Genomic DNA, 21,560 nt, shown 5'->3' with positions numbered 1-21,560 from the left:
AACAGCATACCGATGAAAGGAGAAAGGAACATTATCACGATGGACGGGCAGGGCAATATCTCCCTGCCGAGCGATATAGGCGCAACCGCCATGACCGAGTGGGAAATCTGCGAACTGTTCGGGGTTATTGCCCCGACGGTTCGGGCTGGGATAAAGGCTCTCTGCAAAAGCGGAGTTTTGAGCGTATATGACATAAGGCGCATTATCCGCATATCGGACAGATACAGCGCGGAGGTTTACAATCTCGAAACGATAGCCGCCCTCGCTTTCCGTATCGAATCATTCGGGGCGGCGAAAGTCCGCAAAGTGTTGCTGGAAAGGATTATACACGGGCGAAAAGAGAACAGCATGATTTTTCTTTCGCTGAATGTCGGCAGTCAAGCAGTCATATCGTCATGAAGTCATGTCGTACTGTCGTATTGGAATCATTGAATCTGTAAGTCAGTCAATCCATTAATAACCGACTATGTGCAGATACGCAGATTCGATTTTCCGAACACAGCAAAGCGGAGCAATCATTCCCGTTTACAAAGGCAAAGCAAGCACGGGGCTTTATGTCGGCTAAAAGGTCGGGCGGCTGCGCCGTTTCCCGATAAATCTTCCTCTCGCTTTGCTGCGAGCGTATTTATCGGGAAAACCTTGTATCCGACCGCCCCGTGCAAAAGAGCCTTTGAAAACGGAAACGACCGCCCCGCCACCCACCGACCGAAAGGGAAAAAATAAGGTGGGGGTATATGGGTAAGCAGACGGCAGGGACAGCCACCGCCGAAAGGCAGACGGACAGACGGACGGCACGCCGCAGGGTATTTACGGAGAAAATACCGTAGCTTATTAGGGAATTTTCCGAGCCGCAATACTACGTATCGCTGAAAATTCCCCAATAAGGCAAGGGGCAAGCCCCTCTGCACACCCCGTTGAGGACGGCATTTCGCCGCCCTCAAAGATAGTCAAGTTTATTGTTTCACAAGCCAAAAAAGAAAGGAAGAATATATGGGTTTCGTAGTTTTACACATGGAAAAGGCGCACGGCAGCGACAGCGGAACAACCGCACATATCGAGCGTTTCATCATACCGAAGAACGCCGACCCCACACGCACCCATCTGAACCGCAGGCTCATCGAATACCCCGACGGGGTGAAAGACCGTTCGGCGGCTATACAGCAGAGATTAGAAGAAGTGGGGCTGACACGCAAAATCGGAAGCAACCAAGTACGGGCAATCCGCATCAACGTGTCGGGAACGCACGAGGACATGAAGCGAATAGAGGAAGAGGGACGTTTGGACGAGTGGTGCGCCGACAATCTGAAATACTTTGCCGACACGTTCGGAAAGGAGAACATCGTGGCGGCGCACCTGCATAGGGACGAGGAAACGCCGCACATACACGTTACACTCGTCCCCATCGTCAAGGGAGAGCGCAAGCGCAGGAAAAGGGAGGAACAGACAAAGAAGCGATACCGCAAGAAGCCTACCGACACCGTGAGGCTGTGCGCAGACGATATTATGACACGGCTGAAATTGAAGTCCTACCAAGATACCTATGCCGAAGCGATGGCGAAATACGGGCTGCAAAGGGGCATAGACGGCTCGAAGGCTCGCCACAAGTCCACGCAGCAGTATTATCGGGATATACAGAAACTCGCCGATAATCTGAAAGCGGAGGTGGTGGATTTGCAGCAGCAAAAAGAAACGGCGCAGGAGGAACTAAGACGGGCGAAAAAAGAAATACAGACCGAGAAGCTGAAAGGGGCGGCAACCACCGCAGCCGCCAACATCGCCGAGAGTGTCGGTTCTCTTTTCGGCAGCAACAAGGTCAAGACGCTGGAGAGGGAGAACACCGCCCTGCATCGGGAGGTAGCCACGCACGGGGAAGCCATCGAAGCCCTGCAAACCCGAATACAGACCATGCAGGCAGACCACAGCCGACAAATGGCGGAGATACAGCAGAAACACCGCAGGGAGATAGCGGACAAGGAAGCGAAGCACAAGGAGGAAATATCGTTTCTGAAAACGGTAATCGCAAGGGCGGCGGCATGGTTTCCCTATTTCCGTGAAATGCTCCGTATCGAAAACCTCTGCCGCCTTATCGGGTTCAGTGATGGACAGACGGCAACGCTTGTCAAGGGAAAGCCGTTGGAATACGCAGGGGAACTCTACTCGGAGGAACACAAGCGGAAATTTAAGACCGAAAAGGCTGGGGTTCAAGTGATAAAAGACCCCACGGACGGGACGAAATTAGTTCTTGTCATCGACCGAAAGCCCATTGCCGAGTGGTTCAAGGAGCAGTTCGACAAGCTAAGGCAGAGCATACACCGCCCCATGCAGCCGCAAAGGAAAGGAAGAGGAATGAAGTTATAACCGTTTATATTCACCGAAAACAACAAAAATACTGTTTGTTTAAAAATTGTAAGCAGTATTTTTGTTGTATTTCATCTATGATTTTATCATTTTGTCCTTACTTTTTAAGTTCCAAAATGTATATTTGTTTCTCTGAATTGTCATCAAATTCTCCCTCTGTAAAATCCCCGAATTTGTGGATAATATTAAATCCAATTTGTTTGAGATATGAATCTAACTCTTGGGGAAAGAACAATCTCATGTCCATATTTTGGACTGAATGAAATTTATTGTCAATAAAATATTGCCACTTTATACGATTAATTTGAGATGCGTTTTCATAGTGCATGCTTTGTTTTATCAATACTCTTCTTTTATCTTTGGTTGTATATTCGGCAATGACATGTTGCTCCCGCTCGTTTTCAACAATATATTGGATATTAGGATTGAAGCAGTCCAATAAAAACAAACCTTTTTCTTTCAAGTGATTTCTTACGACTTTCAACGCATCAAATAAATCCTCATTTTTATACAAATGATGGATTGAATTAAACGGAATAAAAATAAGATCGAATTTTTCTCCCAAGTTTAATTCTCTAATATCCGCTTCAATGAAATCTATTTTTAATCCAGCTTGAAATGCTTTCTCCTTTGCCCGTTCAAGCATAGATAAAGTATAATCAACTCCCTTAATATTATACCCATCCTTTGCTATTGGAATCGTAAGTCTACCCGTACCACAGCAGAGTTCAAGTATTTTGGCATCTTTATTTTGAGGTAGCCATTTTTTGTAAAACTCCAAATCGGACAGGGAATTATTCAACCCATCATAAATATCTGCATTATAAATAAAATCACCAACTTTATAATCTGTATTCATATTCTTTATTGATTGCTGACACATCACAATGCTTATTTGTAAAGAGATTTTTCAATATTGTTTTTTGTTCGTTGTAAGAGTGTCTTGCAAATTAAATTGTGAAACGGTTTGATTGTGGCAAAATAACATTTTCCTAAGCTATTATGGAATCTGACTTTTGTGCTGACAGATATGCGTTGGCTATCACGCTCCATGCTTTCGGTTATAAACACAATTTCTAAATTAAGATGCTTATCATTTTTGCATACCGTTGCTATATTCTCGGATTCGATGTGTACTAAATCCGAGAAATCTTTTCCTTTTTTCAATCCCAAAGGTCTCACCATGACATTGCGAAATTTCATCAAAATGGTTATCCACTTGGGGGCAGAAAAGAATACTCCGGACAACTCGGCCGCATTTATAAATCTTACAGTATGGATTATATCGCTAAATTCATCCGTATAATCGTAATTCTTATTGTCTTTCATAATCCTTTATTTCAACAGCTTGCGATTTTGATTATCACCACTTTCCAATATACTCATTTGATGGATAGCTATTTGATTTAGCTTAACAAGACGTTCACGTTGTGCCATATTCTGTTCGATAAACACAGCATTTAGATTCTCCATATTCGACAAACAGATAAGTTCATTGATAGTAGCATAATCACGAATGTTTCCTTTCAATTCGGGATTCGCTTCTCTCCATTGTTTTGCTGTCATACCAAACATTGCCACGTTCAGCACGTCGGCTTCATTGGCATAAATAATGCTTGCTTGTATCGGTGTGACTTCCTTCGGAATAAGATTTTGCTTTATGGCATCAGTATGTATGCGGTAGTTGATTTTTGACAATTCACGTTTCGCTGACCAACCGAGCAGCCTTTGTTCTTCTGTCTTTAGCCGCTGATATTCCTTAACAAGAAGTAATTGGAATTTAGGAGAAATCCACATACCAAAATGATATGCTATATCCCGATGTGCATATGTGCCACCGTAGCGACCAGCCTTAGAACGAATACCGATGGCACTGGTTCGTTCTATCCACGTTTTCACTGAAAGCACAAAATTGTTACTTCCTGCCGCATTTTTAATTGTACCGAATTCGGTACAATTAAAATCGGGATTGTACAACATTTCCCATTCACCAAGATATTCGATAGTGCTTTTAAGGCTAAGCCAACGGAAGATAATATGCTCTTGTAGTTGGCTTCTTGCCATGTCTGTAAGGCTGATGTAGTCTTCTTCATTGTACTTGACAACGCTAATATCTGTATTTTGAACGGTAATTTTTGCCATTGTAATTGATGCATTGAGTTTCAATTACAAAGGTCGCTATAATTTGCGAGACTGCATCCTTTTTAATGGACTATTTACAAAGATAGGATGCAGTTTTTTCGATAGTAAGCATTATTTTCCGAATAATTATTATACCTTTGTATGCGTAAAGAGTTATTTGACAGCATAGCAACGCAAAACGCTGAAATTCGCACGGTTGCTAAATCGTTACCTCTATTTCTCAAACAATTCGCTAAAAGTTTATTCTTCAATCGGTTAAGTCAAACCGATAAAAATCTAAAATAATATGAGTACATACATTGGTTTCAATTTGAACAGCAACAGGCAGATTGAACATTTCCAGACCATAGAGAATCGTTATGGCATCAATTCAGATGGCGGCAAATTTCTTTTCGGGCAGGCAGAACTGGCCTTGAAAGGCTCCTACATTCCTAAGGAAGAAGTCTATTTAATACCATATCAGGGTGCTGTACAACCGGGGAACATTGAAAGGTTCATCAAGGACATGACCCATAACGGAGGACTGTCTTGTGCAACTCATTTCCCATTGCGGGATATCGCCTTCGTTTACGAGAATACATCTCCTTATGGCATCCATAATGTGGATAGCATCCAGAGAATGCTTCAAAAGGCCAAAGACAATCCCCTGCTGAAAAAACAACTGAACGCTTACCGCGCATTCCATCAAGAAAAGGAAAAAGATATCTACAACAGGGTGATTACTGCAATAAATACGAACCAGGGAGTCCTGATGTTCAATGATACCGGCAGGGGGATACAGTGTGCGCAGAAATACCTGCAGCATATTGGCGATAATTTCTTCTCGCCGGTTTACAGGGATGCGGATAAACTGCAAATATATTATTTCAGCACTTCCAATATCAATCTGATCAAAGAGGCGTCAAAGTGTTCGAACATGTTTGAACATGGCTTAAAAAAGATATACCTTCCCCAAAAGGCTCATTTCCTGGATTCAAATATGATAGCCAACTATACCCCGGCGGTAGAATGCAGCATGGCTCCCTCTTTGGAATGTTATAACCAACTGGCCGAAAAGTTGAATCTGGGCAAGAGCCAGAAGAATTATAACATAGGCGTACTCGACCGGATCTGCAAGACCGGGCAAATCGGGAATTTGGAAAAAGACAGCCGGTTCAACCATCAAAACAGCTTTGTCTCCCTGGATGAACGGATCAGGCTGTCTTATGTGGGGAAGCAGGATGGCACACTGCTGAAAAATGCACTTGAACGGACCATCAAGGATACGGCAAAGAGAATCCTACAGACGGACTATGCGGTACGGGGCTATGAACCGCCCAAACAGGAAAAGAAAAAGAGTAGAAGTATCACCATGTAACTATTTTAAATTTCAATCGTATGCAAAAGCAAGAGATTTCAAACATTATGATTTTCTTTGTTACCCAGGACTTGGAAGGGCAACCCCGACAACTGGAGATGCACCTGATGCCGGAGAAAGAAGTATCGATGATGAATCAACGATTCACCGAATACCTCCAGCGGCAAAGGGAAATGTACAAGCCGTCCCTTGTCCAAAGCCACTTGCCGGATCTTTATCTGTGCCGCTACCAGTTTCCGGCAGGAGTAAGCTACCCGGATATCCGGCTCTTTGACAAGGATAACAGCTTGGTACAAAAATTCATCACCCGGAACGGAGGAAGCATGCAGGGCAATGTCTCATTGCGCGGACTGGAATACCTGCATTCTCACGATGAAGAAAAAAGCCTGCCCATGCTGGTAGCCAGCGGACTTGCCGACCACCTGCTTGTACAGCCGGAAGCCAAACGGTTCGCGCTGGCACAGGATACTCTCCACGACGATCCGTCGGAAACCCTGACCGCCGTGGAAACCGCCAAAGGAGTGCTTCTGTTCGAATATTCCGGCTTTGGAAAGACATGCTGCCATGCCTATATGCAACATCTGGCCGACCGTTTCTTCATTACGGACGAAGAGAAACCGGAGTTTGTCAACCTGTACAAGCTGACCCGTCCGGACGCAGAAGTGGTAAAGGCATTCCAAGCATCTCCCAATGCCTTCTCCTTATATACAAACTCTTTTCTGCCGGAGAAAGCACAATATCTGGATGCGACTATCCTGCGGAATGCCCGGCTGGACAGGAGCCACCGCATAGAACCGACATTCGATGCCTATGACAAGTTTGCTTCCTCCTATAACGTGCTCCCCAGTATTGCCAATGCCCAGATACTCCGGTTACTATCCTTACAGGAAACCGCAGGAATCTATGGGATAGACTATACAACCAGAAGGATTCCGTTCATACACAAGAATTCTTTCAACTCCCAGTTCAATGCGCTGCAGAATATTCCGGCTGAAAATAAAGGCGGACAGGAGAAGGTCAAATCACAGATCCGGGATCAGGCGGCCTATATCCTGAAACGTGATTACGGGCTTATCCCGGACAGCCTGCAAAACAAAGAGATAGACCCCATCATTTCCCTCCAGACTCCCAAAGGAGCCGTCTACCTGCCCGCCACGGATGAAGGAGCCATCTATAAACAGTGTTACCTGCAATATCTGGCTGACCGTTTCTTCACTCCGGAAGTACAGGCTCTGGGACGAATCAGAGAATTCTATATTTCCTGCCCGAACCATAGCACGGAGCATTACATGCAGAAGCATCTGGACCTTTTCCGGTCCAATCCTTTCTACGGGCAGCTGGCGAAAATGCCATTGTATCCGATAGAGCAATCCGAGCTGTTGAAGAAAGGCGGCTATCCCATAGAGCCGACATACCATGCATTCAAACAGTTTACGGAAGATTACCGGCTTTCGGTAACGCCGGAGAATGCCGAGATATTCACCCTGCTCTTTATACGGGAATACGGATTACCGGCTGATTTCAATACTAATGAAAGCTATAAGGAGTTCACCCACAAAGGAAATTTTAAACCGCTGGATCAAGAAATGTCCGAACTGCAATCCAAAAAGGGATATAGTGAAAAGGCATTCTACAATATTCAAAACAGGCAGCAGCAACTCGCGGACAAGATACTTGGCCTGAGATACAGACTGACCTGTCCTCCGTTGCAACTGACCGGACCGGCGGCTTCGGAAAAGAGAAAGACGGCTTCCCGTCAGAACAAGTCACATAATCCCCGCATCTAAAACTGATTATCATGCCTGCATGGATGGAAAAAATAAAAGATACATTCACCGCTAAAGCGGATTTAAAGAGCCTGTTTATTGTGTTACAGCCGGATAATCAAGTCTCGACTGTCATGGTCGTGTCGTATGTTCCGACGGATAAGGACTCTTTTCAGGTATTTATGGATCTGACCGCCCGGATTGCTATGGATCAGAAAACCATACCGGATAACTTATTGCTGCATTTTGAGGGAATACCTGCTAAAGATATTCCTTTCACCAGCGAACTACCGGCGAAAGACAGTGAGAAAGCCCTCAGTTTCATCGCCTCTTACGGAGGCATCACTGAAAACAACTCCGTACCTTTACGGAAAGCGGCTTATTTGAGAGCATGCCAAAGGGAACTGACGGCAGAGAATATCCGGGATCTGGACTACTCACCAGCTTATAAGTGCTTTATTGCACACGAAGATGCGATGGAGAAGATTGCGGCAGGAAAGCAAGCCAAACAGTTCTACACCATAGCTGAAACGGAACAAGGTGTCCGCGTATTCAATGACGGACTTTCCGGGACTATAAAGTTTCGGGATTACCTGCAATCGACAGCGGACAATTTCTACTCAAGCTCTTTGCAGGATGTGGAGTCATTGAATATTTACCGGATAGAAACCGTCTCCCGCCGGATGCTGGAACTCTCCAACGGGAATCAGACCACCATGCCGCAGGCCGGGATGGAAATTCTGGCGAATTACAAGCCGTCCGTCACTTTCGACATGCATCCTACGGGAGAAAATCTCAACCGGTTTGTCACAGCCGGCGCATTGGAACTCTCTATCCGTAACCGGAACATTATGACACTTCAGGACATAGCAGCCAGAGGATACGCCCATTTACCGGCAGACGAATCGTTTGCCTATAAAAAGGATTTCTTGTTTGTGGAGAAAGGTATCCGTGAGATTACCCGGCAAAAGGAATTGTACCGGGATTATCCTTTCCGGCAGAAGATGGATGAATTACAAAATGCTGCCAGGTCATTGGCGCAAACACTGTTAAACAGGGATGGAGTCCGGAAGAACTATCATCGGGTAAGCCCGCCTGTTGTTGTTTCTAAGAAAGGAGAAGCTCAAACAGCCGAAAAACCGCAAGACAAGCCCGGACTGTCCTGTGGCAATGAAAAGAAAAAGGTCAAGACAAAAACCGCTTCCGTTAAAAAGCAGGCGAAGCCCAAATTATAATGCATATGGAACTGATAAATAATACATTCATTCCCGAAAAAGAGATACCACGTAGCCGCAGGGCTGCCGGAAGGAAAGCATTCCTGCAAACTTTCAGAAACCTGTTTACCAGCCGGAATCATTTCAGGAGATTCATGGATACTTACCGTTTCAACACGATCCGCTGGAGCGCGTCCAACCTCCACGAACCCTCATGGGGAAAACGGATCGGATTATTCTTTCGTACCAAAAATCCAATCGCTATCCTCCGGGATGATTACCGGAGCAATCGCAGTAATCTGTTGAATAAATGGGAAACGTCCAGCCTGAACCGTATCCAGATGGAACTGGTCCGAATGGGTAGTATGCCTATTCAGAATAAGGACAGACATACTTTCAAAGCTCTGAACAGCATTGAAAAGAAAATCAAACAACTGCAGGAATATGAAGGATGTCCCGATATGAGCCATGAAAAGCAGCTTCTGGCAACATACAAGTACATTCTTTCTTCTCCTTTTGACCGGAAGTTCGGAGGATTGCCACCCGATGAGATTTGTGGGATGCTTCAGCAGAACGGACTGTCTGAATCAAACCTTCCTTACCAAAATTACGAAGGAATCCTCCAGGGCCGTGAAACAGTCATGTACGAACTGGCAACCGGAAAGAACGGGGAGAAATACCTCCAACCGGCAGATCAGGTGAAACTGAATGCGGGAATGTCAGGAATCTCAATGGATTTAATCAGCCGTTTTCCGGCAAAGGAAATACCCCTGCCGAATCTGACGGAAAGCATACAAGTATCGGAAAAGAAAGAGAAGCTCTCCATTCCCAAAGAACCGAAGAAAAGGGTACGGAAAGAAAAATCAAAGGTCAAGAGTGTAAAAATTAAATAGTCATTCATATTAAAAAAGAAAGTAACATGAAAACAATTTGTATTTGTGAGAAGCCCTCGGTGGCACGCAGCATTGCCCGGGTCCTGGGCGTAACGGAGAAACAGGAAGGATACTTGAGTGGGAACGGATATGCCGTCACATGAACTTACGGCCATCTGTTGGCATTGGCCCTGCCTCAAGACTACGGCATTGTCCATGTGGAAAAGGAGATGCTGCCTATTATTCCCGACCCGTTCAAACTGGTTGTCCGTCAGATTAAAACCGAAGATGGATACAAGGCTGATCCGACGGCTCTGAAACAATTGGAAGTAATCCGTAAACTGTTGGGTCAGGCTGATCAAGTGATATCCTGTACTGATGCAGGGCGGGAAGGAGAGTTAATTATGAGATATGTGCTTGAATATCTGGGATATCATAAGGAAACCAAACGCTTGTGGATATCTTCCATGACAGAAAAATCGATACGGGAAGGATTTGATAGCCTCAAATCAAGTAAGGAGTTTGACAACCTGTACCGTGCCGCTAAAGCCAGGAGAGAATCAGATTGGGTCGTCGGTATGAATGCCAGCCTGTCTTTGAGCATGGCTGCAGGCAAGAGTAACTATTCTCTGGGAAGAGTACAGACACCGGCACTTGGCATGATTTGCCGTCGATATCTGGACAACAGGGATTTTATAGCCAAACCCTATTATCTGCTACAGCTACGGACAACGAAAGCAGGGAAAGAACTCGTCTTAACCTGTACCGGGAAATATGATACACCGGAAAAACTCGATGTGGACCGTAAAAAAGTGTATGAAGAGACGACAGCCAAAGTGGTGCAAGTGGAGAAGAAAGAGGTTCCAGAAGAAGCTCCGCTACTTTATGACCTGACCGCCCTGCAACGAAGTGCCAATACCAAACTCGGACTGACCGCAGAACAGACGCTGAACATTGCTCAAAAATTATATGAAGGAGGCTACATTTCGTATCCCCGTACCGGATGTAGCTATATCACAGAAGACATCTTCGAACAAGTCCCTTCCCTCATCGGCCTGCTTAAGCAACATCCCCGTTTCACATGGCATGCGGAAAACCTCTGTAACCAGCCTTTAAACCGGCACTGTGTGGACGATAGCAAGATGACGGACCATCATGCGTTAATCATTACGGAGAACTATCCCCAGAGGCTTTCCCTTGACGAGCAGAATATCTATTCCATGATCGCGGGACGCATGTTGGAGGCTTTCTCCGGCAAATGCCTGAAAGAAACGGTATCCGTACAAGCGGACTGTAACGGCGTTCTTTTCGGGATAAAAGGAAGCCAAATCAAAGTTCCGGGGTGGAGAGGCATCTATAACGAACCCAGTGAGAAAGAAGAAGGAAGTCTTCTGCCCGAATTTCAGGAAGACGAAATATTGCCCGTGCTCGGTATTGATACATTGGTCAAGAAAACCAAACCGCAGCCCATATTCACTGAGGCAAGCCTGCTTGCTGCGATGGAAGGTTGTGGCAGAACATTGGACGATGAAAAGGAAAAAGAGGCAATGGAGGATTCCGGCTTGGGTACACCGGCTACACGTGCCGGAATCATCGAACTGCTCATTGCCAGACACTACGTGGAAAGAAACGGACGGTCACTGATTCCCACTCCCAAAGGACTGGAAGTATATGATATTGTAAAAGAGAAGATGATCGCCAACGTGAGCATGACCGGAGGGTGGGAATGCGCCTTGCATGAAATCGAAACCGGCAAAGTTTCCACGGAAACATTTACTCAGAGCATCAATTCCTATACCCAACAAATCACCTCGGAACTGCTTGCCCTGAAACTTAACCATCCGGACTTGCCACATTGTAACTGCCCCAAATGCGGAGCAGAAACGATTATCGTCTTTAACAAGGTCGCCAAATGCAGCGATCCCAATTGTGGGTTCCTGTTATTTAGAACGTTCAACGGCAGGGAACTGACGGATAATCAGATGCTCCTGCTGCTATCGGGGAAACGTACCGGATATCTGAAGTTTACCAGCAAGAAAGGAAAGAAGTATGAGGCATCACTCGAGCTGGATGACAATTACAGGATTGAGATGACTTTCAAGGATAATAAACCTAAAAAATAAAGAAGCGACTTATGAAAAAAGAAATGGAAGAGATACCGGATGAACTGAATCCGGACTTAATGCTGAATACGATTGCTTCCGAACTGCTGATCAAGATAGCCAAAGGGGAGATTGATATCCAGAAGCTGGTCAGGAAACAACTCTCGGACAGGGGAATCGATGACCAACGGAACTGGATAGGACCGGACAAGGCAAGAAAATATTGGGAGAAATATAAGATGCCTGTCTAAACCAAGTCAGTCAGGATAAGAAGATAATTGCAGGTTATTCAATCCGTTTGTAGGCCAGCCTGCAAATACCGGATCTGAAACATTTGTTCCCGGTCATTTCCCATGAGGAAGGACCGGGAATTTCTGTAAACAGACGTATGCCGTCCCCTTGGATATACGGTGCGACAAAAAGGATGATTTCATCCACCAACCAGTATCTGAACATGCTGCTTATAACGGAAATTGTATCCGGAGCCGCTTCTATGAAATAAATATCTTCATTTTTCTTTTTCCATTGTGTCAATGAGATGAAAGATACATCCGGCCCGAGAGTCTGTGTAGCACGTTCCCGTATTTTGGTGAGGCCATATTTGTTCGGATTATCCCACAAAGGGGAAGAAACAGTCCTGTCGAAGAGGTATCCGTCAAGAGTAGTGATTGCAAGTAATTGGAGTTTTGCCATAAGTATAATATTTAACCTATAAATATTATTCGGCAGAAGTATTTGAGAAAGCGTGGCCTTACCCAACTCCAAGACGGAGGTTCTGGTAAACCTATGAATAGTAGCTGTGTAAGCCACGCTATGACAAAGCATAGCATAAGCAATACACAAAAAGCCTCTATTCATTGAAATTTACCAGATTTCCGTCTTGAGACATTCTGCGAATGTTATGTCTATATCTAATTGGAAGGCTATTGCCTGCCATTTAAATCTATATTTCGTTCCAAAGATACTCATATTTCTGATTTCTCCGAAGAAATCCATATCATAAAGAAATGTGGCAGGGCAAAAAAGGAAAAAAGATGAAAGAGTTACCATTTGTATAAGGGATGTCGGATTTCACGACTCCCCCGTTAAATAAAAAGTATAAGAAAAGCTACGCTGACAAAAAATGACTATTAATGACTATTAACGACACTGGAAACTAAACGATTGATTTATAGTAATATTCCCTTTATCTTGCACCCAATTTCATTATTCACAATTTAATTTATAAATCATGGAACTGACAATTATCGAAACAAGTGCTTATCAGGACTTGAAGAAACAACTAAGTATGCTGTCCGTGCAAATGATGGACTTTCAAAAGAAAATAGCCCCCGTAACACCGGACAAGTGACTGGATGCGCAGGATGTGTGCCTGGCTCTCAATATTTCCAAAAGGGCACTGCAGACTTACCGGGATAACGGGCTGATTCCTTATTCTAATATCGGTGGAAAATTCTTTTATAAAGAAGTGGACATCCAGCAAATTCTGGAGGAAGGACTAATCAAAAAAAGAAAATAAAGAGTATGGCAGACATTATCACTAAAGATTCGGAAGAGTTCAAGGAACTTACCGGATGGATCAAACGGACAGGAAAAAATCTGGAGGCTGCTGCGGCACGGATACGTCCGACGATTGCAGACGAACATTATCTGAGTGGAGATGAGGTATGCCGGATGCTTCATGTTTCCAAGCGTACATTACAAACACTACGGGATGAAAAGGCAATACCTTATACCTCAATTACCTCTGTCGGGGGTAAACTGCTCTATCCGGAAAGCGGGCTATACGAGGTACTAAAAAAGAACTATAAAGATTTCAGGCGTTACTTGAAATAAGCAACCTGCCTGAATACGAAAAACACCCTTCAACATTTGCTGAAGGGTGTTTTTTCATACTTATTCTAATTGGCCAAGCGATACACGGAACCAATCTTGTCGCACATCCTATCCGTATCTTCCCCAACCTTCGGATTGATCAGTTCAGCATAGACTTGTGTGGAAAGAATCGATTTGTGTCCTAATACTTTTTGCAAAGTTTCTAACGGCATGCCTTTCAATATAGCCAAAACTGCAAAGGTATGTCTCCCGATATGAGGGGTGATATTTACATTACAATCACACTTTTTCCCTAAAACCTTAAAACTACTTTTCATGGTTTCATAATCACCGACGGGGAAAACGCAATCAGGAGAATCTTTCTTTTTGTTATCACCCTTATACTTTTCTACAAGTTCAATTGCTATAGGTAATAATTTCACGACGTATGCTACGCCTGTTTTTATACGGTTTCCCATGAGCCATGTGCCACCATCAGAATCTGTATGGATATTCTTATAAGTAATTGCTTTCAGATCTGCGAAGGCGAGGCCTGTGAAGCACATGAAAAGTAGCATGTCACGCATAGCCTGCTGACGTTTATACCTCAATTCTACATGTATAAGCCTCTGCAGTTCTTCTTCAGAGAGAAATGAACGTCTTTTATATCCCGGCTTACATCCAAAACCCGTGAAGGGATGAACTTTTATTAAACCTTTCTCTTGAGCGATATGCATTAGCCATTTCATGGTATTAACACGTCCGAATGCTGTAGAACTGGCCGAGCCGCATGTGCCCAACATCCAATTATAATAGTCTTCAATAAAATCTTTGTCAAGTTCATCAAGTGCAATGTCCTCAACATTCTTTTTGTCTTTCAAAAAAAGCAATGCGCTCTTATAATCGGCTACTAAACCAAGATAGGTGCTTTTTGCCTTTTCCTTGCCTACTTTCTCCTTGTATGACTCAAGCTGTTCCCTGAAAAGCTCCATAAGGGTGTGGGAATCTTCTTTAAAACCGACATAGCGGCTATAGACTTTCTTGGCTGTGACAAAACTGTCATGATCGCATATGTATTGGTAATGCTTGGCAATTTGGGCTTTGGCATTATCAAGTTCCTGGTTTAACATTCTAGCTTCTTCGGATTTCCCTTTAGCCCTATTAGCTTTGGCGTCCCATAAAGAAATAGACACCTCCTTCTTACAGCTAAAGCAAGCTGTGGTCTTGTTGATGGTAATACGTCCCATTACAGGTACTTTACCATTCTTAATCGATTGATTTTTAGTGTAAAACAACACTCTGAATGTACTTCTCATAACTCAACTTTTTTAGTTACAAATTTAATTACTGTTGAGGTATTTGAAGTTATGAAGAATAATGCAATATATTGAAAACTAATGCCTTATATCCGATTAGTAGGCAAATTGGAAGAGGTAACAGATAAGTAACATAACTCACTCCCAAATATGCTCTATTTAGCTTTATTCACCACATCCGATTAAAACATTAGTTTTATAACTATTTGAATTTTAATAGGTTTGCACTATATTTGCGCATCTTGAAAAAACACTTTGTTTCCCCATATGAAACAATGTGTTCAAAGACTCAGAACAATGTGTTCAAAGGCTTGAAACAACATGTGGAAAAGAAATAAAACGAACCTTATTAATCTAATATGTTATTAATAAATCAGGTGATAGGTGATAGATGTGGTGATAGGTCTTTTTTCAACCTATCACCACTTGAATGTCCGATGAACAAGGGAATACCGGATGCCGGTGATAGGTTGATAGAGAAAATGCTGTTTTTTTACAGGAGGCTATTTTTTGTTCTGAGCAATACAATTATTGTCCTGGTTTTGTTTCACAATAATTCCATTTCCGTTTTTTGTGCATTTGATAGACCCCTTCCGTAATGTACCATCTTTCAGATTAAAAATTATATTCGGATTGAAATGCTGTCCATTGATACGGGTTTCAAAATGCAGATGTTCCGTAGTTGCCCGCCCGGTACGACCGGTCAGACCGATAGGCTGCCCTGCTTTTACTTTATCTCCGCTATGAACTAAATTCTGGAAATTATGGCTGTAGATAGTTTCCAGTCCGTTAGCATGACGGACCACTACCACATTTCCATAAGCACTATAAGGTTTCGACATACGCACTACTCCGTCGAAAGCACAACGGATCGTATCTTTAGCACATGTCTTGATATCTGCACCCGAATGTCCTTTACGAGCACCATAAGCAGAAATTACTTTACCTCCCGGCAATGGGAAAGCATAGCCCTTTTCTTTCAAAGAATCCAAATGCAAATAAATACTTTTGTTTTGCGAAAAAAGTCCCGGAGTAACTACGCGGATATGGTTCACTTCCATCGAAGAGAAAGATGGCTTATCTTGTGCCTGTATAGAGATAGAAAATAAGATAGCGATTAATAAGGTGATGTTTTTCATGGTTGTTCTTCTTTTATTAAAAATAGACGATTTCTCCTCCTACCGAGTCTGTGTATTTCTGCAATAAAGACTGAATCATTTCAACAGCTTCTCTCAATCCTTCTTTTCCATTATAACCATTGACAATAGCAAGAATATGAGTCGTACCGATATCCATTTTAGTTCTCTCATTATCACTGGTAGGCGTACCTATTCCACCGACCGCATCCCGATAAACCGGTAATCCTTCGATATTCAACACACCTCGTCCGATACCTTCGAATGGTTCATTAGCCTTACCAATTCCCAGTTCCAGTTGATTTCCCTGTATTTTATCCGCATCAAAGCCACCTATAGAATGTCCCGTACGAAGAGATACCAAGTTGATAAGATCAACCAATGTATCAATCTGATATAAAGGAATCCCGCGCATCAAACGACGACGTAAGGCTTCTGCCGAAGGGCGATACCGACCGGGATCTTTTCCACAACGCTTATATGCCTCACGAGTAGCAGCAATTACAGGTTGAAGTTTGATATCATCTATCTGTGTAGTAGTAGTCAGCTCTCTGGTAAATTCATTAATTTCATTCCAAAGCCCTTCACTGTACGTCGAATTTTTGACTGCCGCATATACAGCAGCTCCGGCAAACACCGGACAAGCTTGTCTTATTTCCTGAGATACTTTTAGTTCAAACATAGTAGATACATTTCAAAACAGCATAAACTCAATCATTGATCATAATCCCCGACAACATACGACCGGAATTAATTCCCAGCCTGCGTGCCGAGAAGAAATCTTCGTGATTCTTATAGGTACATATACCCGATACCTCAATTTGATTTGCAGGAACTCCGGAATTCAACAATTCAATCCGATTTGCTTCCCATAAATCAATATGATGTTTTTTCGTTTCCTCTTTCCACAGAGAGATGCGTGACATATCAAAATCTTCCTTACGAAATGCTTCAAACACTTCCTCCCCTACTTCAAACGATTCGAGTGAAATACTGGGACCAATACAAGCAATGACATCCTCTCCTTGGGTTCCGAACTTTTGATTCATGTGGTACAGTACTCCTTGAACAATATGTTTCACAGTCCCTTTCCATCCGGCATGAACAGCAGCCACTACCTGAAGTTTTTTATCATAAAGTAATACCGGCACACAATCGGCCGTTGAGACACAAATACAATACCCCGGCTTGGCAGTTATCAATGCATCGATACCTTCCAATACTACCCGTCTCATAAACAACGGAAGTTCGAAGTAGTAATCATCGATCACCAGACTAGCGTCATTATGAACCTGTTGCGGAATGATTAAGTCTTTTACAGGATGTTTTATGCTTTGCAACAAATTGAATTGATTCAACAAAACATTCTTTGACTTGTCCTCCGTATAAGGCGAACAATTAAATGCACCATATTTTCCTTTACTACACCCTTTACGACGTGTAGTCACAAAATGAGAAATGTTGGAATAAGAGTTTAATAACTCATATCCCAACAATCTTTCATCTTTTGTAATTGCGATCATTTTTCTTCCCCGTCTTCGTATTCGTAATCCAAATCGTCTTCGTCCTCTTCCAACTCTTCCTCATATTCATAGTCAAGATCTTCATCCTCGCCCATGTCCTTGAGTTCTTGTTGCAATTTAGTTACATCTTTCGGACGATGAACAATTGCTTCTATCTTATTGCTCTCCTTATTCAGTTCCTCCCAAAGAATATCCTTCAATACGGAAATTCCTAAGCCGGAAACAGAAGATATAAATACATGAGGAATGCCTTCGGGCAACGTCGGTTCTATCTCATCCATCAATTCCTGATCGAGCATATCACTCTTTGTAATAGCAAGCACCCGCTGCTTGTCGAGCATTTCAGGATTGAAAGTAGCCAGTTCGTTCAGCAATACTTCATATTCTTTGCGAATATCATCACTATCTGCAGGAACCATAAACAAAAGCAATGAGTTACGTTCGATATGACGCAGGAAACGCAATCCTAATCCTTTACCCTGACTAGCGCCTTCGATAATTCCGGGTATATCCGCCATAACGAATGACTTTCCGTCACGATAGGAAACAATACCCAGATTAGGTTCGAGTGTAGTAAACGGATAATCCGCAATCTTCGGTTTCGCCGCAGAAATAGCAGAAAGAAGCGTAGACTTTCCCGCATTCGGGAATCCTACCAAGCCGACGTCAGCAAGAAGTTTCAACTCCATGATAACAGTCATTTCCTGCATCGGTTCCCCCGGCTGTGCAAAACGTGGAGCCTGACGGGTAGCTGTCTTGAAATGAGAGTTACCCTGGCCACCTCTTCCACCTTTCAGAAGAATCACTTCTTGTCCATCTTCCGTCACATCGCAAAGGTATTCCCCGGTTTCGGCATTATAAACGACCGTCCCACAGGGAACCTCAATTACTTTATCTGCACCGTCTTTTCCGAAACTACGGTTCTTACTTCCCGATTCGCCATGTCCCGCCATTGCATGACGGTCGAACTTCAAGTGAAGCAATGTCCAATAGTTACGGTTACCGCGCAAGATGATATGACCTCCTCTTCCGCCATCGCCCCCGTCGGGACCTCCGTTAGGACAATATTTCTCGCGCCTCATGTGCGTAGAGCCTCTTCCGCCCTTACCGGAGCGACAGTATATCTTTACGTAATCAACAAAATTCGATTCAGCCATATTCTTTCTATTCCTTTTAATTAAATGCTATCTACTACTTTGCAGATATCAGCAAAAATACCATCCATCGTACCTAAACCGTTGATGTGCTGATATTTTTTTTCTCCTTTATACCAATCGATCAGCGGAGCAGTTTGTGAATGATAAACAGTCAGACGTTTCTTAATTGTTTCTTCGTTGTCGTCAGCACGACCGGAGTCTTTTCCACGTTTTATCAGACGAGTCATCAGTTCATCTTCCGGAACTTCCAAGTCCAACATAACAGAAACATCCTGTCCTCTTTCAGCTAACATCTTCTTCAATGCTTCTGCCTGTGCAATTGTTCTTGGAAAACCGTCGAAAATTACACCTTTACTATCTTTAAAACCATCAAATACGCTTGCCAGAATATCAATCATCAATTCGTCAGGAATCAATTGACCCTGATCGATATAGCCTTTAGCAGTTTTGCCCAGTTCCGTACCATTCTTAATTTCTGCACGCAATACATCTCCTGTTGAGATGTGATTAATACCATACTTCTCTACAATACGCTCGCTCTGTGTTCCTTTTCCAGAACCCGGAGCACCGAAAATTACAATGTTCAACATCTTTTCTACCTAAAATTTAATTTGTATTTGATTTTAATCTATCACAGTATAAATATCGGGATAATTACGCCCGAAACCGTCATAATCCAATCCGTAGCCCACGATAAAGTCGTTAGGTATTTCCATCGCTACATATTCAATATTCAGATCTACTTTCAGTTTATCCGGCTTTACCAACAGAGAAGCGATGTGAATGGCTTCGGGATTACGTGTCCCCAATGTTTCCAGCAATCGTTGCATAGTAAATCCCGTATCTACAATATCTTCCACTATAACGACCGTACGTCCGGCAATATCTTCATTCAGACCTATTACTTCTTTTATCTTTCCCGTAGAAGTCACTCCTTGATAAGAAGCCAGCTTAACAAACGAAATTTCGCAAGGGATTGTGATATGTTTCAGCAAGTCGGCAGTAAACATAAACGAACCGTTCAACACACTAAGGAAGAGCGGATTCTTACCAGCCAAATCACGATTAATTTCGTTCGCTACCCGAATCACTTCTTTCTGAATATCCTGTTCTTTAATAGAAACAGCAAATTGTTTATCTTTTATCTGAATGGTATTCATAACCGGTTATTTTAAAAAATTTGAGGCAAAAGTACAATTTTTATTCCACTCCATGCATCATCTTCTGTAATTTCTTCGAAAGGAGGAACAGAATCAGGGAAGCAACACCAGACATTACTACGAACATCATAAAGAAATCGTACATGCTGGCAATCTGAAAACCAAGAATTGATTTTACCTTTCCATCTTCGGGATAAAGTCCGCCCAGCATACCTGCAAACTTATTGGCTGTGGCTGTAGAAAGATACCAGATACCCATCATCAGGGAAGCAAAGCGCAACGGGCTGAGTCGATTGACCATCGAAAGCCCTATAGGAGACAATGCCAGTTCACCCATTGTGTGAATAAAATAAAGACCTGTCAGCCAAAACATACTAACTTTCACACCGGGAATCGCATCTTTCACTCCAAAGCAAATAAAAAGATATCCCAATGAAAGGAGAAGTAAGCCGATCGCTTGTTTGGTCGGAGAAGACGGTTCCATTTTGCGCTTATTCAGAAAATTCCATATTTCCGGCATAATATAAGCCAACAATACAACAAAAAGCGGATTGAAGGATTGGAACCAGGAAGCCGGCATTTCCCAACCTAAAATATCACGATTGGTTTGTTCAGCTGCAAAAAGTGTCAGAGAAGCACCGGCCTGTTCGTAGGCAGCCCAAAAGAATATAACAAAGAAAGCTACAATATAAATCACAAAAATACGACTGCGTTCAACTTTCGTCAATGAGCCATCCAACAGAATAAGAATAGGGAATACAATACAAGCGGTAAAAATACCGATACTTACCCAATCTCCGCTAAAAGCATAGCTGAAGCAAACTAATAGAACGGCTGTCAGCAGAGTGATGATAATACCATTACGCCACTTGGTTGCCGAATTCATCTTCGGGTGTAGGATGTGCTCGGCTTTATCTTCTTTCTTTTCACGTTTTGCGTCAGGAATAATACCAATAGGTTCTCCGGAAGGATTGAAAAGATATTTGTTCTTCTGAGTTTCAAAAAGGATTACTGTGAATAGTGTCATAATACCGGATGCAAGAAATCCCCATTTAAAATCCTGTGGGTTTCCGGTTTCTCCCAAATATCCGCAGATTAAAGGGGCAGCAAAAGAACCGACGTTTACTCCCATATAAAAGATAGTATAAGCAGTATCGAGACGTTTATCTCCCGGTTCATAAAGTTGTCCGACAAGGGAAGAAACGGTAGGCTTAAAACAACCATTACCTAATATAAGGAAGCCAAGCCCTCCATACATTAGCCAATGTGCGAGTTGAGTATTATCCAATGTAGAGGCACTCATAAACATCATGAATTGTCCGACTGCCATCATCACTGCTCCCCAGAATACCGAACGACGAATTCCCCAATATTTATCGGCAATATAACCACCGATCAAGGGAGTCAGATAAACTAATCCGGTATAGCTGCCATAAATCGATGCCGCAGCTTCTTTATCAAACATTAAAGCTTGTGTCAGGAAAAGAATGAAAATGGCACGCATACCGTAATAACTGAAACGTTCTGCCGTGCTTGTTGCAAAAATAAGATAAAGACCTTTCGGATGCCCTTTCAATGCACTCATAAATATAAATGTTAGTAGTTTACGAGTTGCAAAGGTATAAAAAATAGATTAAACGGC

The 21,560-nt window shown here is 43.1% G+C and carries 22 protein-coding genes; 10 read left to right on the top strand and 12 right to left on the bottom strand.

Features of this window, described 5'->3' with window-relative positions:
* Positions 1-12: 12 nt before the first annotated feature.
* Both EJF25_RS18600 and mobV read left to right on the top strand, forming a co-directional pair.
* The gene (locus tag EJF25_RS18600; RefSeq protein WP_057258948.1) at positions 13-399 is read left to right on the top strand and encodes a hypothetical protein; all 387 of its coding nucleotides are present in this window, start codon (positions 13-15) and stop codon (positions 397-399) included.
* 591 nt (positions 400-990) lie between these two features.
* Positions 991-2,358, top strand: a complete 1,368-nt coding sequence (gene mobV / locus EJF25_RS18590) for a MobV family relaxase (protein ID WP_125042319.1) — start codon at positions 991-993, stop codon at positions 2,356-2,358.
* A gap of 97 nt (positions 2,359-2,455) precedes the next feature.
* Here mobV and EJF25_RS18585 read toward each other — a convergent pair whose 3' ends face one another.
* Genes EJF25_RS18585 through EJF25_RS18575 form a run of 3 tightly spaced genes read right to left on the bottom strand, consistent with a single transcriptional unit; the run spans position 2,456 to position 4,500 of the window.
* On the bottom strand, positions 2,456-3,217 hold the full coding sequence (locus tag EJF25_RS18585) for a class I SAM-dependent methyltransferase (protein ID WP_117943558.1): 762 nt from the start codon (positions 3,215-3,217) through the stop codon (positions 2,456-2,458).
* Positions 3,218-3,249: 32 nt separating this feature from the next.
* Positions 3,250-3,687 carry a DUF2867 domain-containing protein gene (locus tag EJF25_RS18580; RefSeq protein ID WP_117943556.1) on the bottom strand — a complete coding sequence of 146 codons (438 nt, stop codon included), beginning with the start codon at positions 3,685-3,687 and terminating at the stop codon, positions 3,250-3,252.
* A 6-nt stretch (positions 3,688-3,693) separates the two neighbouring features.
* A complete protein-coding gene (locus tag EJF25_RS18575; RefSeq protein WP_125042318.1) occupies positions 3,694-4,500 on the bottom strand; it encodes a KilA-N domain-containing protein in 807 nt (268 codons plus the stop codon).
* A 286-nt stretch (positions 4,501-4,786) separates the two neighbouring features.
* Between EJF25_RS18575 and EJF25_RS18565 the strand changes: the two genes are divergently transcribed.
* From EJF25_RS18565 to EJF25_RS18540, 6 genes are all read left to right on the top strand, one after another.
* Positions 4,787-5,857: a DUF6047 family protein gene (locus EJF25_RS18565; protein WP_004311888.1), complete on the top strand. Its 1,071-nt coding sequence runs from the start codon at positions 4,787-4,789 to the stop codon at positions 5,855-5,857.
* Positions 5,858-5,877: 20 nt separating this feature from the next.
* On the top strand, positions 5,878-7,644 hold the full coding sequence (locus EJF25_RS18560; protein WP_004311887.1) for a DUF6047 family protein: 1,767 nt from the start codon (positions 5,878-5,880) through the stop codon (positions 7,642-7,644).
* 11 nt (positions 7,645-7,655) lie between these two features.
* Complete coding sequence (locus EJF25_RS18555; RefSeq protein ID WP_004315703.1) at positions 7,656-8,858, top strand: DUF6047 family protein; 1,203 nt, start codon at positions 7,656-7,658, stop codon at positions 8,856-8,858.
* Positions 8,858-9,730, top strand: coding sequence for a hypothetical protein (locus tag EJF25_RS18550; RefSeq protein ID WP_004318625.1), 873 nt, complete (start codon positions 8,858-8,860; stop codon positions 9,728-9,730). Before EJF25_RS18555 ends, EJF25_RS18550 begins: the two co-directional genes overlap by 1 nt.
* Positions 9,731-9,939: 209 nt before the next feature.
* Positions 9,940-11,832 carry a type IA DNA topoisomerase gene (locus EJF25_RS18545; RefSeq protein WP_005680137.1) on the top strand — a complete coding sequence of 631 codons (1,893 nt, stop codon included), beginning with the start codon at positions 9,940-9,942 and terminating at the stop codon, positions 11,830-11,832.
* A gap of 11 nt (positions 11,833-11,843) precedes the next feature.
* Positions 11,844-12,062, top strand: coding sequence for a hypothetical protein (locus tag EJF25_RS18540; protein WP_004318621.1), 219 nt, complete (start codon positions 11,844-11,846; stop codon positions 12,060-12,062).
* A gap of 34 nt (positions 12,063-12,096) precedes the next feature.
* Here EJF25_RS18540 and EJF25_RS18535 read toward each other — a convergent pair whose 3' ends face one another.
* Positions 12,097-12,504 (bottom strand): dihydrofolate reductase family protein, encoded by a 408-nt coding sequence (locus EJF25_RS18535; RefSeq protein WP_182423308.1) that lies wholly within the window; start codon positions 12,502-12,504, stop codon positions 12,097-12,099.
* A 658-nt stretch (positions 12,505-13,162) separates the two neighbouring features.
* Between EJF25_RS18535 and EJF25_RS18525 the strand changes: the two genes are divergently transcribed.
* Both EJF25_RS18525 and EJF25_RS18520 read left to right on the top strand, forming a co-directional pair.
* Positions 13,163-13,330, top strand: coding sequence for a helix-turn-helix domain-containing protein (locus tag EJF25_RS18525; RefSeq protein WP_008771129.1), 168 nt, complete (start codon positions 13,163-13,165; stop codon positions 13,328-13,330).
* A gap of 5 nt (positions 13,331-13,335) precedes the next feature.
* On the top strand, positions 13,336-13,647 hold the full coding sequence (locus EJF25_RS18520; RefSeq protein WP_004311879.1) for a helix-turn-helix domain-containing protein: 312 nt from the start codon (positions 13,336-13,338) through the stop codon (positions 13,645-13,647).
* A gap of 65 nt (positions 13,648-13,712) precedes the next feature.
* Here the strand turns inward: EJF25_RS18520 and EJF25_RS18515 are convergent, their stop codons facing one another.
* The 8 genes from EJF25_RS18515 to EJF25_RS18480 all read right to left on the bottom strand — a co-directional run bounded on the left by EJF25_RS18515 (position 13,713) and on the right by EJF25_RS18480 (position 21,503).
* Positions 13,713-14,942, bottom strand: a complete 1,230-nt coding sequence (locus EJF25_RS18515) for a site-specific integrase (protein WP_004311878.1) — start codon at positions 14,940-14,942, stop codon at positions 13,713-13,715.
* Between the two features lie 503 nt (positions 14,943-15,445).
* A complete protein-coding gene (locus tag EJF25_RS18510) occupies positions 15,446-16,081 on the bottom strand; it encodes a M23 family metallopeptidase (RefSeq protein ID WP_125042317.1) in 636 nt (211 codons plus the stop codon).
* 16 nt (positions 16,082-16,097) lie between these two features.
* The gene (locus tag EJF25_RS18505) at positions 16,098-16,760 is read right to left on the bottom strand and encodes a B3/B4 domain-containing protein (RefSeq protein WP_125042316.1); all 663 of its coding nucleotides are present in this window, start codon (positions 16,758-16,760) and stop codon (positions 16,098-16,100) included.
* Between the two features lie 28 nt (positions 16,761-16,788).
* Complete coding sequence (gene pgeF / locus EJF25_RS18500) at positions 16,789-17,601, bottom strand: peptidoglycan editing factor PgeF (RefSeq protein WP_125042315.1); 813 nt, start codon at positions 17,599-17,601, stop codon at positions 16,789-16,791.
* Complete coding sequence (obgE, locus tag EJF25_RS18495) at positions 17,598-18,758, bottom strand: GTPase ObgE (protein WP_125042314.1); 1,161 nt, start codon at positions 18,756-18,758, stop codon at positions 17,598-17,600. Before obgE ends, pgeF begins: the two co-directional genes overlap by 4 nt.
* Positions 18,759-18,778: 20 nt before the next feature.
* Positions 18,779-19,348 (bottom strand): adenylate kinase, encoded by a 570-nt coding sequence (locus EJF25_RS18490; protein WP_125042313.1) that lies wholly within the window; start codon positions 19,346-19,348, stop codon positions 18,779-18,781.
* A 33-nt stretch (positions 19,349-19,381) separates the two neighbouring features.
* Entirely contained in the window at positions 19,382-19,918 is a 537-nt protein-coding gene (hpt, locus tag EJF25_RS18485; protein ID WP_125042312.1) for a hypoxanthine phosphoribosyltransferase, read from the bottom strand.
* A gap of 40 nt (positions 19,919-19,958) precedes the next feature.
* Positions 19,959-21,503: a peptide MFS transporter gene (locus EJF25_RS18480; RefSeq protein WP_125042311.1), complete on the bottom strand. Its 1,545-nt coding sequence runs from the start codon at positions 21,501-21,503 to the stop codon at positions 19,959-19,961.
* Between the last annotated feature and the right edge of the window lie 57 nt (positions 21,504-21,560).

The sequence above is a fragment of the Bacteroides faecalis genome (genome assembly GCF_003865075.1).
GTDB classification, from domain to species: Bacteria; Bacteroidota; Bacteroidia; order Bacteroidales; family Bacteroidaceae; genus Bacteroides; species Bacteroides faecalis.
This window is presented reverse-complemented; position numbering and strand designations above follow the sequence as displayed.